General features: G+C 41.5%; 12 protein-coding genes. 9 read left to right on the top strand and 3 right to left on the bottom strand.

Annotated features, from left to right (window positions below; translation table 11 throughout):
- Positions 1 to 51: 51 nt before the first annotated feature.
- The 3 genes from E4S40_RS11785 to E4S40_RS11775 all read left to right on the top strand — a co-directional run bounded on the left by E4S40_RS11785 (position 52) and on the right by E4S40_RS11775 (position 4,353).
- A complete protein-coding gene (locus tag E4S40_RS11785; RefSeq protein ID WP_135074252.1) occupies positions 52 to 2,379 on the top strand; it encodes a PIG-L family deacetylase in 2,328 nt (775 codons plus the stop codon).
- Between the two features lie 65 nt (positions 2,380 to 2,444).
- Positions 2,445 to 3,305, top strand: coding sequence for an ROK family protein (locus E4S40_RS11780; RefSeq protein ID WP_135074250.1), 861 nt, complete (start codon positions 2,445 to 2,447; stop codon positions 3,303 to 3,305).
- Between the two features lie 94 nt (positions 3,306 to 3,399).
- Positions 3,400 to 4,353 (top strand): carbon-nitrogen hydrolase family protein, encoded by a 954-nt coding sequence (locus E4S40_RS11775; RefSeq protein ID WP_135074247.1) that lies wholly within the window; start codon positions 3,400 to 3,402, stop codon positions 4,351 to 4,353.
- A gap of 1 nt (position 4,354) precedes the next feature.
- On the opposite strand, the gene E4S40_RS11770 is transcribed toward E4S40_RS11775, so the two are convergent.
- Entirely contained in the window at positions 4,355 to 6,439 is a 2,085-nt protein-coding gene (locus E4S40_RS11770; protein ID WP_135074245.1) for an acylase, read from the bottom strand.
- A 125-nt stretch (positions 6,440 to 6,564) separates the two neighbouring features.
- Here E4S40_RS11770 and E4S40_RS11765 point away from each other — a divergent pair, with 125 nt between their 5' ends.
- Genes E4S40_RS11765 through E4S40_RS11755 form a run of 3 tightly spaced genes read left to right on the top strand, consistent with a single transcriptional unit; the run spans position 6,565 to position 7,319 of the window.
- Complete coding sequence (locus E4S40_RS11765; protein WP_135074243.1) at positions 6,565 to 6,957, top strand: hypothetical protein; 393 nt, start codon at positions 6,565 to 6,567, stop codon at positions 6,955 to 6,957.
- A complete protein-coding gene (locus tag E4S40_RS11760) occupies positions 6,950 to 7,150 on the top strand; it encodes a helix-turn-helix transcriptional regulator (protein WP_135074241.1) in 201 nt (66 codons plus the stop codon). Before E4S40_RS11765 ends, E4S40_RS11760 begins: the two co-directional genes overlap by 8 nt.
- A complete protein-coding gene (locus tag E4S40_RS11755) occupies positions 7,137 to 7,319 on the top strand; it encodes a hypothetical protein (RefSeq protein ID WP_135074239.1) in 183 nt (60 codons plus the stop codon). The genes E4S40_RS11760 and E4S40_RS11755 overlap by 14 nt, the downstream gene beginning before the upstream one ends.
- Before the next feature lie 62 nt (positions 7,320 to 7,381).
- On the opposite strand, the gene E4S40_RS11750 is transcribed toward E4S40_RS11755, so the two are convergent.
- Complete coding sequence (locus E4S40_RS11750) at positions 7,382 to 9,052, bottom strand: bifunctional metallophosphatase/5'-nucleotidase (protein ID WP_135074237.1); 1,671 nt, start codon at positions 9,050 to 9,052, stop codon at positions 7,382 to 7,384.
- Positions 9,053 to 9,231: 179 nt separating this feature from the next.
- A complete protein-coding gene (locus E4S40_RS11745; RefSeq protein ID WP_135074235.1) occupies positions 9,232 to 10,215 on the bottom strand; it encodes a c-type cytochrome in 984 nt (327 codons plus the stop codon).
- A 211-nt stretch (positions 10,216 to 10,426) separates the two neighbouring features.
- Here E4S40_RS11745 and E4S40_RS11740 point away from each other — a divergent pair, with 211 nt between their 5' ends.
- The 3 genes from E4S40_RS11740 (at position 10,427) to E4S40_RS11730 (ending at position 14,818) form a co-directional block, all read left to right on the top strand.
- Complete coding sequence (locus E4S40_RS11740; RefSeq protein ID WP_135074233.1) at positions 10,427 to 11,851, top strand: amidohydrolase; 1,425 nt, start codon at positions 10,427 to 10,429, stop codon at positions 11,849 to 11,851.
- 16 nt (positions 11,852 to 11,867) lie between these two features.
- Positions 11,868 to 14,201: a patatin-like phospholipase family protein gene (locus E4S40_RS11735; protein ID WP_135074231.1), complete on the top strand. Its 2,334-nt coding sequence runs from the start codon at positions 11,868 to 11,870 to the stop codon at positions 14,199 to 14,201.
- Between the two features lie 77 nt (positions 14,202 to 14,278).
- Positions 14,279 to 14,818: a gluconate 2-dehydrogenase subunit 3 family protein gene (locus E4S40_RS11730; protein WP_135074229.1), complete on the top strand. Its 540-nt coding sequence runs from the start codon at positions 14,279 to 14,281 to the stop codon at positions 14,816 to 14,818.
- Positions 14,819 to 14,821: the final 3 nt, after the last annotated feature.

Below are 14,821 nucleotides of genomic sequence, written 5' to 3'. Positions count from 1 at the left end.
AATTGAGAGAAGTACAATAAACCTTACTTAACGCAAATCTGCTTTATCAACATGCTCAGCAACTATCCTCTTTCAGAAGTTGAGAAACATTTTCTCGAAGAATCCGGAATCGACAAGATTTCTACCTTGATTCCTTATCTCACGGTGGATAATTTTCCTAAACTGGGATTATTGACCGCTTGTCGCTTTTTGGAATGGGCGGCAGAAAATCCTCAAGGCGTAATCAGTTTACCAACAGGTAAAACGCCGGAGTTTTTTATTAAGTGGACCCAATATTTATTGGATAATTGGGATAGTAAAAAAGGGAAGGAAATTCGGGAAAAGTACGGGTTGGGAAATACCAAAAAACCGGTTCTCAAGGATTTGACTTTTGTGCAGATTGATGAGTTTTATCCCATTGCCTCTACCCAGCATAATAGCTTTTACGATTACGTCAACAAGTTCTACATTCAAGGATTTGGCCTTTCCAAGGAGAAAGCCATTCTGATAAATTCAGATGAAATTCCGCTTGCCCAAGGAAAGCATTATAGCGAGATTTTTCCTGACTTGAAGGTTGATTTGTCTTTGCGATTTAGGGATCCTGTCACAGACTTGGAGAAGCTGCAGCAGGAATCTATATACATGATTGATCAGTGGTGTGCCGATTATGAGAAGAAAATTCGTGATCTGGGAGGTATTGGTTTTTTCTTAGGAGGGATTGGTCCGGATGGTCACATTGCCTTCAATACTCGTGGATCTCATATCTATTCTGTCACCCGTTTGACTGAGACCAACTTTGAGACTCAAGCAGTAGCTGCAGGAGATTTGGGTGGTATTGAGGTTTCAGCAAACCGATTGGTGATAACCATTGGATTGGATACCATTGTTTACAATCCTGAAGCTGTTGCCATCATCATTGCGGCTGGAGAAGCGAAGGCTGGTATTGTCAAAGATTCTTTGGAGACCAAGCTGAATAATGTCTATCCGGCTACAGTACTTCAAAAGCTTAAGAATGGGCGCTTTTATTTGACCAAAGGCGCTGCTGTTAAATTGACCGATTCAGTAGATGCTTATTATCAAAAAGGTGAATGGACCTTTGAGAAAACAGAACGAGCAGTAATCGAACTTTGTAAGAGGCTGAATAAATATGGTCACCGCTTGAAATTAAGCGATTTGAAAGCGGACAAATACTGCAAATTGATACCTGATTTGTCAGAAGAGACAGTTGGTCAGGTGATGAAAAGTGTAGAGGATAAATTAGCCCGAGGCTTAGAACAAGAAAAGAATCAGCGGCTCCTTCATACGGGACCTCACCATGATGATATTTCTCTGGGAATTCTACCTCACATTACCAATCAGTTGCATGAGCCAACGAATGAAGCTCATTTTTCAGTCTTGACTTCGGGCTTTACGGCTGTTACAAACTCCTTTGTGATCGATACCCTTCAGCATACCAAAAAATTGCTGGATGAAAACAAGATCCAGATGGTGAATTATGAGGATTTCTTTGAGGTAGGTTACAGTCTGAAAACAGACAAGGATGTCTATCATTATTTGACCAATGTTGCCTCTGAGAATGAAGCTGCACGAAAGCGAGGACTTTGCCACCGGGTAGTAAGAGCATTAGTGACAATCTACGGAATTAAGAATAAGACCCAGTTGCGTGAGACCATCAATGATGTGATCAGCATCCTACGTAAAAGCTATGATGGAGAGAAAAATCCATCCAAAATTCAAAAACTGAAGGGAATGATCCGGGAGTTTGAGGAGGAATTGGTTTGGGCTCATTTCGGTGTTCAGGTTAAAAATGTTCACCATCTTCGCTTAGGCTTTTATACAGGGGATATTTTCACCGAACAGCCTGACAAAACCCGAGATGTGGAACCGATCGTGGAATTGTTCCGAAAAGTTAACCCTACAAAGATTAGCTTGACACTCGATCCGGAAGGTTCCGGTCCTGATACCCATTACAAGGTGCTTCAGGCAACTGCAGCTGCTGTGAAAAAGTGGGGAGAGGAAAAGGATATCAGTGATTTGCGAATTATTGGCTATCGAAATGTTTGGTTTAAATTCGAACCGCATGAAGCCAACGTGGTCGTTCCGGTTTCTCTTGGGGATATGTCTGTGATGGAGGATTCTTTCGCAAACTGCTACCTCAGCCAAGTAAATGCTTCTTTCCCAAGCTATTCGCACAATGGTAAGTTTAGTACCGTTGCCAAGCGAATTTGGGTTAGTCAGCTAAATGATATTCAGCTTCTTTTGGGTAAAAATTACTTCTACTTGCATGAGCGAGCCAAGGTGCGAGCAAGTCACGGGTTGATTTTCTTCCGTGATATGAACGTGGAGGAATTCCTGGCTACAGCGAGAGAGCTGGAAAAATCCATTGAAGGGATGATTTAATTGATTGAAGTATAGAAAAGCTTCAAAAACCTATAAACCTAAAATAGACCAAATAACCTCAGCACATGGAAAAAGCCATTCTGGGACTTGATATTGGGGGAACAGGAATCAAAGGAGGAGTCCTTGTGAAAGGTCACCTAGAGGATGTTCGTTCTATTCCCACTCCGGCAAAGGAATCCCAAGAATTTATTTTGGAGACAATTGCCTTATTTATCGAGTCTTATATGGGCTATGATATTGCTGGGATTGGAATAGGAATTCCCGGGCTGGTAGATGTGGAAAAAGGTGAGGTTTTAGGTTTGGCAAATATTCCGGCCTTTCAGCATGTAGAACTAGCTAGATTCCTCCAAGAGCGTTTTGCAAAACCGGTTTTTATCAACAATGACGCAAATTGCTTTGCAATTGGGGTTCATAAATTTGGAGTAGGAAAACCTTTCAAAAACCTAGTAGGAATCACCTTAGGGACCGGCGTGGGAGCCGGGATTGTAATCAATGGTCATTTGTATTCTGGGGTTAATTCTGCGGCAGGGGAATGGTGTAGTGCACCTTATCTCGAGCATAATTTTGAGCATTATTGCAGCGGGAAGTTTTTCCATCATTATTATGATTCTAAGCCCAAAGTTTTAGCTAAAAGAGCAAAAGCCGGTGATCCCGAAGCTTTAAAGGCTTTTGAAGAATATGGAGCTCATTTAGGAGAACTGATTAAACATATCCTGTTTGCATTAGCTCCGGAGGCAATTGTCTTGGGTGGATCAATTCGTAAAACCTACCCACTTTTTGAAGCTTCCCTGAAAAAATCCTTGTCCAGCTTCGCTTATCCTACAGTTTTGGAGCATGTGCAGATATTGCTTTCTGAATTGGATGAAACAGCCATTCATGGGGCTGTAGCATTAGTTGATGTGGAACCCGAAATCATCAACACATAAAAGAATAAAAGTTGGTTTAGTGAATAGAAAAAAGGCGGTCTCATTTGAGACCGTTTTTTTTGGAATTTTGATTTGAAAATTACGTTCTTCGAGCATGGAAAATCGACTAAAAATAGCTCTTGCTCAAATTGCTCCTGTTTGGCTAGATAAAATTGCTACTCTTGAAAAAGTGAAAAATTCCATTCAGGAGGCCGCTGATCAAAACTGTGAACTCATTGTTTTTGGAGAAGGATTGGTACCGGGATATCCTTGGTGGACCTCCATTACCAATGCGTCTGCATGGGATGATCGCATCCAAAAAGAAATCCATGCTCACTATATGAGAAATGCTGTTCAGCTGGAGAGGGGGGATTTAAGAGAAATCCAAAATTTGGCGAGAGATAATAAAATTGCCATTTATCTAGGAATCATTGAACGGCCACTCGATCGAGGAGGGCATAGTCTCTATTGCTCTTTGGTATACATCAATGAATCGGGCCAAATTTGTTCCGTTCACCGCAAGCTTCAACCGACCTATGATGAACGCTTGACTTGGTCTCCAGGAGATGGTCATGGATTACAAGTTCATGATTTGAAAAGTTTCCGAGTGGGAGGACTCAATTGCTGGGAAAACTGGATGCCTTTGGCGCGTACCTCGCTTTATGGTCAAGGTGAAAATCTTCACATTGCTGTTTGGCCCGGGTCGGTTCGAAATACTGAGTTAATCACTCGAATGATAGCACAGGAGAGTCGGTCTTTCGTGGTTTCTGTAGGCAGCCCAATGCGGAAAAGTGATTTTCCTGCTGATACCCCTCATTTGGATTTTATTTTGGAAAACTGCCCGGATGTCTTGGCAGATGGAGGCAGCTGTATTGCAGGTCCAGATGGAAAATGGATTTTGGAGCCTGTTCTTCATCAAGAAGGCCTGTTGATTGAAACATTGGATTTAAACCGGGTTTTTGAAGAAAGACAGAACTTCGATGCAGTTGGCCATTATTCCAGACCGGATGTCCTCAAGCTTCAAGTCGATCGAAGAAGACAAGGCTCAGTGGAATATTTGGGTGAATGAGTTAGCTCTCTCCTGGATGATAGATTCTAATTGCCTGCTTCAGTACTGAATCCTTGTCCAAGGTCATTGGTTTTAATTCTCGTTTCAGATAGCGCTCCATTTGATCGTCATAATGAGGGCTTTCGGGACGATTGCTTGCACCATATACATTGATGGTTTCGATTTGTGGAAGGCCTTTTCCAAATCGAACCATCATGATATAAGATTCTCCCTGGGCTCCCTTTCGCATACCATTTTCCCAAGGTTCGGAACGCATGGCTGTAATCACGTCATCTAGTCCCCAAAGCGGTAAGGCTTTTTCCCCGCGTACGAGTTTCTGATATTCACCCAGCGTGACAAGCTCCTTTCCAAAATTACTTTCAAAGTGTGCTTTTGCCGCTTCCAAGCCTTCCACTGCTTCAGCCTCAGTCAAGGTAGATTCCCATGGTCTTCCAGTTTCGTTGAATTTATCTCTCCAGTAATAATAGCTAAAGGCAAAAAGAGCAGCACCCTCAGAGTCAATTGGGGCACGTTTGTTCCATTGTTGAAGAACCTCGATTTGAGGTTTAATCTCTGGGTATTTTTCCGGATCCAACAAGAATAAACTATCCATATTGGTTCGGAAGGCTAGTTGTTCTGGGAGTTGATCGTCAAATTTGATTCGTTCAAAATCATCCCAAGAAATAATCCCAGAGTCGGGCATTATTTCACGGAAACGGACAGACCGGTTATTTTCTCTAAGTGAGAAACTCATTTCCTTAGGAAAGTCTTCCGCAGATAAATTATCCTTCAATCCTGATCCTGTGAATGGACTATGGTTGGTGTTGAAAAGGTAACCTGAGTTAGGGTTGAGGTATTGAGGTAATTCCTCGAAATCATGATAATCCTCCCAAAAACTATCTAAAGTATTTCCCGGAACAGTTTCTTCATAGTCAAAGACTGGGTTTCGCTTAGGAAGCACTGCATTGCTGACATAAAAAATGGTGTCAAATTTATCCGCATATACGGTGTTGAAACTGGTTAATTGTAAGCTTTCCATAGCAGTTTTCCATTCGGAGAAATTTTTCGCCTTGTTCATTCTCCACCATTGTTCTGGGGCACCTATTCGATCCATCGCCCCTAATCGGATAGAGAAAGTCCCTTGTTCGGTCACTAGGGTAGGCCCATAAATACTTTTCCAGACTTTTTTGGGAACAGGTAAGGTCAAAAAGTCCCATAATTTTACTTTTAGCCATACAGTCCGTTCTTCCAATTCCAGCCAATCATCATCCACTCGATATAAGTTCGGATTTTCGGGATGGATTTCTAATTGGTAAGTGTCGAGCAGGTCTGGGAAATTCACTGTGTGCGCCCACCCCAAATTTTCATTAACTCCATGAAATATCATTGCTCCTCCAGGGAATAAACCACCCAGCATATTCCATCCTTCTTCAGAGTGGAGGTGGGCTTCATACCAAGAAACAGGTCCTTCTAGAGGTTGGTGGGAATTGATCGCTAAAAAACTCTCTCCAGAGGAAGTTCGGGAAGGGTGAATTGCAATGGCGTTTGAACCTTTTGGGTTGGGATCGGGAAGAACTTTACCGGCTTTTCCATTTACAATTTGTTGAACAGCCCGATCGGCACCTGACATTTGTGCCAAAGATAAAATATAGGCTGAAGTAATGTCAATAGTACTTACAGGGAAGGCTCCCTTGTATAAAATTTCATCAGGATGACTTTCAGCATAATCATTAATTCCTGCGGCATATCCTTCTAAAACAGCCTGAAATTCTTCGGAGAAGGCGTTTTCATATTTTTCTTTCGCAATTCTTCTGGTTTCAAGTAAGTGAACAAAAAAATCTACCGCTGCTCCATCTGCTCCATACACTCTTCCGACTAAGGCTTTCCCGGCTAATAGTGTTTGTTGAATGGTATTAAAGTCATCCTCCGAATGTGCCCATGCCAAACCATATGCCACATCGGCATCTGTGTTTCCAAAAATGTGAGGAACACCGAATTCATCTCGTGCAATTTGAATCTGCTTGGTATCCCAATCTGAAGGCTGAAGGACGCTTTGGCAAGAAAGAATTCCTAGGAGGAGAAATAGTAGATAATGGGACTTGTTCATATTTCAAAAAAGCACTTTGGTAGTGATTTGTTGATATCAATTAAAAAGTTTTAAAAAATCAGGAAGATATTTTTTTAATAATGTTAATTATTTCTAACATTGTGTTAGAAATAATTAACATTGCTATGAAACGAATAATCTTAATGGCGGCTGTGATTTTGATGGTGGCAGCTACCCTTTACCTATGGTTTAGCAACTCAGGGTTTGCAAATGGAGAAGGGCTTTATTTGGGGATAATTGTATTGGTTTTGGTGTTCGCTGTTTTTCTTTTGGTCAGGCGGATTAAAAGCTGGAAAGCTGGCGAGCCGCAGGAGGATGAGTTAACCAAAAAAGTGATGGTTAGAACGGCCGCTTTATCCTATTACATTTCTTTGTATTTATGGGTGTTCCTTCTCTACATGCAGGATAGAGTTACTTTCGATAAGGATCGACTAATTGGAATCGGTATTGTGGGGATGGCTATAATTTTTGCCTTGAGCTGGGTGTTTAATCATTTTCGAGGAGTGTCTAATGACTAATCGAATCAAAGAGTTACGGGTAAAATTTGGCATGACACAGGAGGAATTGGCAAAAAAAGTCAATGTGAGGAGAGAGACTATCGTGTTTCTAGAGAAGAATAAATACAACCCTTCCCTTCGTCTAGCCTTTGATTTGGCCAAAACCCTAGAAATATCCGTGGAAGACTTATTCAGTTTTGATGATGAAAAATAAAAAGGAGAAATATCTGCCTTTGTTTATTTCCGGTGGTCTTTTGATCGGAGTAGTGGTAGGAACAGCAATCAGTATGATTAGAGGTGAAATGGGGATTTGGCTCTCAGTCGGTGTAGGTGGAGGGATGGCTTTGGGAGTTCTTTCTTTTCTGGTTTTCTTGAAAAAATAAAGCCGGCAATTAGCCGGCTTTTCGGTGAATAAACACTTTTCTCAATCCTTTTGGGAAAGGGTTTATCTGAACTCATAATCCACTCCGTACACCTGAGTCAGCAAGGTAGCTGGTGCATCTAGAGCAACAGCTGATTTAGGAGGTATTGGGGTTACTGGAGAATTTTCTGCCAGATAATTTTTAACTGCATGGTGCAGAGTAAATTGCGTGTTTTTAGTGTCCTGTACGCCTCGCATACGACAAAGCATATCGTCTGGATCTCCGTCCCGCTCACAAGCACAAATGCTGTAAACTCGATCGGCCTCAAGCGGTTTTCCATGTACAGTTACGGATTGAACACGCTTCCCTTCTTCTCCGAAAGCCAAGAATTTAACTTCCATGCCACGGAATTTGATTACCCATCCTCCAAAACGCTTCGATGCTTCTTTGGCGAATACGTTATTCAATTCTTTTTCGAGCCAAGCTGAGATTTGAGCACCTGTTACTTTTCCAGTTCTGATAGTGGAGTCAACTGGAAGCATATCGAAGATATATCCATTGGTAATCGGAATATTTCCGGTTTGATCAGGACTAGTTCTAGGCGGGCAGAATCGGAAGCCATTGGAAAGAACGATATCAATTTCCGGTACTTGCCAGCTGATAGCATCCAAAATCATCGTATCGATTGGATTTTCAATGACAAAATAGCGATACAAAGGAACTGTGCTATATCCAGCAATTTGGTAAATGTCTTCCTGGAATGGGAGCTCATTTTGAGCGATGATTTGATCGACTACTGGGTCGGGTTTGTTGTCCTCTGAAGATACTTCCAGCAATTCATAATCATCTTTTACAACTTTTCCATCTTCAATGGTCAGTTCTAATTTTCCAACAAAGGATCCAAATGCACCAGGCTCAACTACCTTAGCATACTTGGCCTGAATAGGTTTACGAACTCGCTCGTGTGTGTCTCCACCCAAGATGTAATCCACGCCTTCGCACTCAGGAAGATTTGCCAGATTAATCTGCTGGGAAAGTCCCAAGTGAGCAATAATGGCTACGAAAGCACATTTTTCCTGATTTCTTAGAACATCCACATAATGCTCCAGATTTTCCTCTGGCTTGGTGTAAATGATTCCTTTACTGTAGTTAGGGGATTGTCTAAGCGGTACCAAATGGTCCGTGTAACCCAAGAAACCGATTTTTACTCCATTTACTGTCCAGATATGGTACGGAGGGAAAATCAATTCTCCACGTTTTCCGTCCCCAAGATCATGATACATGTTTGCACAGATTTTCGGAGCGTGAAGTGAACCAAGCAAGTGCTGCATAGCCTGCTTGTAGTATACCACTTCCCAGTTACCTGGAAGGTAAAGATCATAGCCGATTTCGTTCAAAATAGGCACCATGGCTTCTCCGGTGGTCATTACGGAGAGTTCCGATCCCTGGAACATGTCCCCGGTGTCCATGATTAAGCAATGTTCAGCTTTTGCTCGCTCCTTATCCAAGAAGGTTTTCAAGTGAGAATAACCTCCGGTTTTTCTGAATACAGACTTCCCATTTTCCCAAAACAATTCATCATGGGGATGAATTTGACAATGGACGTCGGTAGTTTGTAGGATGGTAAGCTTAAATGATTTGGGGTTTAATTTTTTTGCCTCAGCTTGTGCTACTTGAGGAGAAAGGCTCAAAAGACTTGTCCCAGCTCCCAATGCCCCCAGCTGGGACATAAATTTCCTTCTGGAATATTTCATGGAGAATTTTGGATTTATTGTACTGTTGTTTGGTGAATTTCTCAGAGGGCAGAAGGAAGTTTTCTTCCAATCTGCTTGTAAGATACCAATCCAATTTGGCTACTTTTAGTGACTGTGGTCACACAATAAAAAATCCCCACAATTTTGTTGTGGGGATAGTCTTAAATTGAGTTAGAATTCTAATTCGAAGCGGTAAAGCGAACTACACGATTGCTTTGTGGCTCTAAAGTTTGAAGGTATGCATAGATTGCTTCCAAATCCTCGGTTTTCATTCCCGCGTACATGGTCCAAGGCATGATGCTATTAAATTCACCCGGTTGCACTTTTTTGGTCAAATAGGAAGAGTCTGAGTATTGTTTAAATCGCTGGACAAACTGCGAAGAGGTCCAATTTCCTATTCCTGTTTCAGTATCAGGTGTGATATTACTTGAGGCAACGACTGATCCATCAGGAAACTGGAATTTGCGACCACCGGAAAAAGCAAGATCTTGGATAATGGCACCCTGCTGGTCAACTTGCGTGTGGCACTCAATGCAACCAGATGCATTTACTAAATAGCCACCATAGGCTACTTGATCGCTTGGGTCTGGCCTTTTTTGAGGTTCGGCGGCTTTGGGGATAGTTTTTAAAATTAGACTAACTGGAAAATCCGCTTCTGACTCTGGAATATCACTTTGAATTGGGTCCAAGGATCGAATGTAGGCAATGATATCATAAATATCCTCTGGGTCCATTTTGCCATAGTACATGTAAGGCATCAAAGGGAACATGGCTCTTCCATCATTGGTCACCCCTGTGGTAATTACCCGGAATAACTCCCCATCGGTATAATCAGAAATACCTGTTGGAGTAATGTTTTTAGCATAAAAAACGCCCGGGAAACCCATGGAATGGTCAAATCGGTCTCCGCCTCTTCCTAAGGTTCCGGGAGTAGGAGGTCCAGAAAATAAAGAGAAGTCTCTTGCAGAATGACAATCCATACAAACTGTCACATGGTTGGCTAGATAAGCTCCACGCTCGATACGTTCCTGAGTATAGTCAATGGATAATTCTTTAGCTGGCGAAACTGATGGGAAAGCCATTTGAATGTAAACAAAACCAATGAGGAGCAAAATAATCAGGGCTCCGAGGACCCAGGAAAAAACTTTAAACAATTTATTCATAGTATTTAGGGTTAATTTCTTAGAAAAATACAATAAACGACTTAAAAATGAAATATTTGAGGAATAAAATTTAGATCAAATCCATTCAGGTGAAATATTGTTTTTTGAATTTGTTTTCACTCCAAATTTTCATAGAATCTTTGGGGCTCTGCTAGTTTCCTTCTAATTTTCAAAAAATTGAAAGACACTTAATCCTTACGATCACCTTACTATGAAAAAGTTATTTACTCTTTTCTTCTGTTTTTTGGCTATTGGGCTGAAAGCGCAAGAAAAATCCGTCCTTGATGACTTAGATTCTAAGACTGAGCAATATTCTAAAATTGCTCTCCAAATTTGGTCTAATCCTGAATTAGGTTACTTAGAGAGTGAGAGTTCTGCCTTACTTCAAAAAACTTTGACAGATGCTGGATTCTCCCTGAAGGCTGGTGTTGCGAATATACCAACAGCCTTTGTCGCAGAATTCGGATCTGGATATCCGGTCATTGGGATCATGGCTGAATTTGATGCTTTGCCGGGAGTATCTCAAGAAGCTTCACCGTTTCGTGAACCGGTAGTTGAAGGAGGAGCTGGTCATGCTTGTGGACATCATCTGTTTGGAACGGCTTCCGTAGCAGCAGGTATTGCAGTCAAAGACTGGATGATTGCAAATGGTGCTAAGGGTACAATCAGAGTTTATGGAACACCTGCTGAGGAAGGCGGTGGAGGTAAAGTTTACATGGCCCGAGCCGGACTTATGGATGATGTGGATGTGATGCTACATTGGCATCCTGGATCTAAAAATAACGCTGGAGCAAATTCTTCCTTGGCTAATATTTCTACCAAGTTCCGCTTCTATGGGGTTGCTTCTCATGCAGCAGCAGCTCCTGAGCGAGGAAAATCTGCTTTGGATGGGGTAGAAGCGATGAATTTCATGGTTAACCTAATGCGTGAGCACGTTCCTCAAGAAACCCGAATGCATTATGTGATTACCCGAGGAGGCGAGGCACCAAATGTAGTGCCTGCATTTGCAGAGTCTTACCACTATGTCAGACATCCAGATGTAGCAGTCGTTAAGGCTATTTTTGATCGAATGGTAAAAGCCGCTGAAGGTGCTGCCATGGGAACCCAAACTACCATGGAATATGAAATCATCAATGGTGTTTACAATTTGCTTCCAAATGAAACCTTAGCAAGAGTAATGCATAAGAATCTAGAGCAGGTTGGTGGTGTGATTTACAACGATGAGGAAAAGAAATTTGCTGAAGAACTCATCAAAAGCTATCCGGAATTATCCATCAATCCTGCAGAAGATGCGGCGAAAATTGAACCATTCAAAGTTCAGGAAAAAGGAACAGGGGGTTCTACCGATGTCGGTGATGTAAGTTGGTTAGTTCCTACAGCAGGATTGGGAACGGCTACTTGGGTGCCTGGAACAAGTGCCCATACTTGGCAGGCAGTAGCAGCAGGAGGAACTAGCATTGGGATAAAAGGAATGATGGTTGCAGCAAAAACATTGGCTTTGACCGCACTGGATGTTTTCATGAATCCTAAACTTGCTGAAGAGGCTAAGGCTGAATTGGATCGTAGAAGAGGAGCAAATTTCAACTATGAGTCCTTGGTAGGAGATCGAGAAGCTCCTTTGGATTATCGAAAGTAAATTCTTTCATCTGACTATGGCCTCTACTATCTATCGGGTAATTTTTACTGTTCTTTTACTTTGTTTCAGTAGCCACTATTTAATGGGGCAGGTTTCTTCCGAGAAGCCTGCCCGAATTGGTTTAGTATTAAGTGGTGGAGGGGCAAAAGGGATAGCTCATGTAGGTGTAATCAAGGCCATGGAAGAAGCGGGATTAAGGCCTGATTACATTGTTGGGACAAGTATGGGTTCTGTGATCGGGGGCCTTTATGCGATTGGCTATAGTGCAGATGATCTTGAAAAAGTGATCCGCTCTACCAATTGGGACTTGGTTGTTTCAAATCGCGTGGATTTTAAAGATATAGCCTTTGAAGAAAAGGAATATTACAACCGCTACCTTTTAGAGGTCCCTTTTAACAAAGGTAAACTCACCTTACCATCGGGGTTGATTCATGGACAGGTGCTTTCTGAGATTTTACATTATTACACCTTTCCTGCTTCCCAATACCAGGATTTTGATGAGTTCCCTATCCCTTTTCGATGTATCGCGACAGATGTTCGGACTGGTAAGCCCATTGTTTTTGATAAAGGGTATTTACATGATGCCATTCGATCGAGTATAGCCATTCCAACTGCATTCACGGCATTTAATTTGGATTCCACATTGGTAGTGGATGGGGGAGTGGTGAATAATTTTCCTGTGGACATTGTTCGAGCCATGGGTGCAGATTTTGTGATTGGAGTCAATGTTTCCGATGAGGATTTTTTGGAAATTGAAGAATTGGGAGGGTTTGGAGGTATATTGATGCAGATCGCAATGGCTGAATCCCTTCGAAAAACCAGTGTGAATATTGAGGATACGGATATTTATATCAAGCCCGATTTGGGTCCTTATTCTACTGGAAGTTTTGGAGAATATGATGCGATTTTGAAATTGGGTGAAAAAGTCGGGAAGGATTTTTTTGATCAATTCAAAAAGGCCGCGGATAGTTTGGGAGTGAGAAATCTGACCAAAATCGAAACACCTATTTCTCCGGAAGTAAAAATCCATTCAATTGATGTAAAAGGGAACCGGCTTTTTTCAGATGATTTTATAGAATCTAAGTTGGGAGTTGTTCCTGGCCAAACCGTAAATCGGGATGATTTGCAGGAAGGTGTTCGAAATATCTTTGGGGTCAATGGGTTTTACAAGGTCGATTATTCGATGAAACCCATTAATGATCAGGAATTTGATTTGAGTATTCGGACCATCGAAAAACCCAAAACTGCTTTTTCTACGGCTCTGCATTATGATAATATTTTTTCCGTCGGGCTTTTAGCCAATTGGACAATCCGAAATTGGATTGGTAAATCCTCAAGAACTGTTTTGGTGGCTGATATTTCTAAAAACCCGAAGTTTCGGATTGACCATTACAAGTATTTAGGGTCTCAGAAAAAAGTTGCGCTAAATTTCCGGTACAATTTCCTTAAACAGGAATTTCCCGGATATGAAAACGGAGAATTGTCTCGGATTAATATCTTCAATACCAACCGTTCTGAATTACAATTAATTACCACAAATTCGCTAAAAGAGGCGTTTTATTTAGGATTTATCACTGATTTGAGTGAATCAAAAATTCAGTTTGACCAAATCCTTCCAGAAGGAGTAAGAAATGGAATTGATAATTATGTCAGTGCTAGAGCAAGGTATTATCGAAATTCTCAGGATGATCGGAACTTTCCTACTCGAGGAGCCGAAGGCCTTTTAGAAGCCGAATATCGATTTAAAACTTGGCTAAAAATCAATTTGGAAAAAGGAGTTGATACTATTTATTTGGACGCAGGGGGTGTTCAAATTCCTTTGGGAAAAGATCAATTGGATCAATTGGTAGAGGATATAACCCCGGATTCTTATTTGACCTTGTTGGGTAGATATTCTAAACTCCTACCAATTTCCCAATCCTTTCAAATCAAGCCTTTCATCGGAGGAGGGCTTACGCTTTCCAAACAAAGCAGCCAGTCTTTCCGGGACTTTTTTGTAGGAGGATATCAGATGGTTAGATTTATAGATAATCGATTTTGGGGTCTAAATTATGCCGAGATCACAGCGCAAAACTTCGGGAAATTAGGGATGGAATTACAAGTCATCCCAATGAAAAAACTGTTTTTGAGGGGAGGGATCAATTGGCTGGGTTATTCAGATCAAATTCCAATTGAAGAAGTTTTTGGAAAAAATACTTTCACTCAGAATACCCTTTTGGGATATGGAGCCGATATTTCCTATCAATCTATTTTGGGTCCGATTACTCTGGGGATGGGGTCGAATTCTACCGATAAAAAACTTCGGACCTATCTTTCTATTGGCTTTAGTCTCAATTATCAGGATCGCTAAGCTCACCTGAAATTACACGAATGGCTATTTGTCCTTCGCCTCAAATCCCTTAAATTCAACGGAAACATACTGTAGCTATGGATCGAAGAAAATCACTCAAAATATTAGGAGCGGGAGGAGTTGGGATTGCCGGATTGGTTTTAGCCGACTGGAAATGGCATTTGGTAGATCAATTAACTCACAAAGGTTTTTTCTCTTGGAAGCAGGAGCAATTAATTTCTGCCATTGCTGATACTATCATTCCCGAAGGATTACCCCCAGTTTTACCTACTCCGGACGCAAAACCCATTGGAGCCTTGAGTACTGGAACTGATAAGTTTTTGCTTCGCTTTATTGAGCATTGTTATGAAAAAGAGGATCAAGACTTGATCAAAAATCAATTGGATAAATTAGGAAAGACTGATTTTTTGGATTCAGATCAAGCTCGCCGTGAAGAATTGCTTTTGTCACTTGCAAATTCAGCAAATGAGGATGAAAAGAAATTCTTTGATATCATGAAATCTCGAACGATTTACGGCTTCACTACGGTTCGGGAAGTGATGGTTGATTATCATGGGTACAAGGTAGCTGCAGGAGGTTTTTCTGGCTGTGTTCCCGCTACGAAGACATTGATTTAAACT

The sequence above is a fragment of the Algoriphagus kandeliae genome (assembly GCF_004571135.1).
GTDB lineage: Bacteria > Bacteroidota > Bacteroidia > Cytophagales > Cyclobacteriaceae > Algoriphagus > Algoriphagus kandeliae.
The sequence above is the reverse complement of the archived record's forward strand: the minus strand, read 5'-3'. Positions and strand labels throughout refer to the sequence as shown.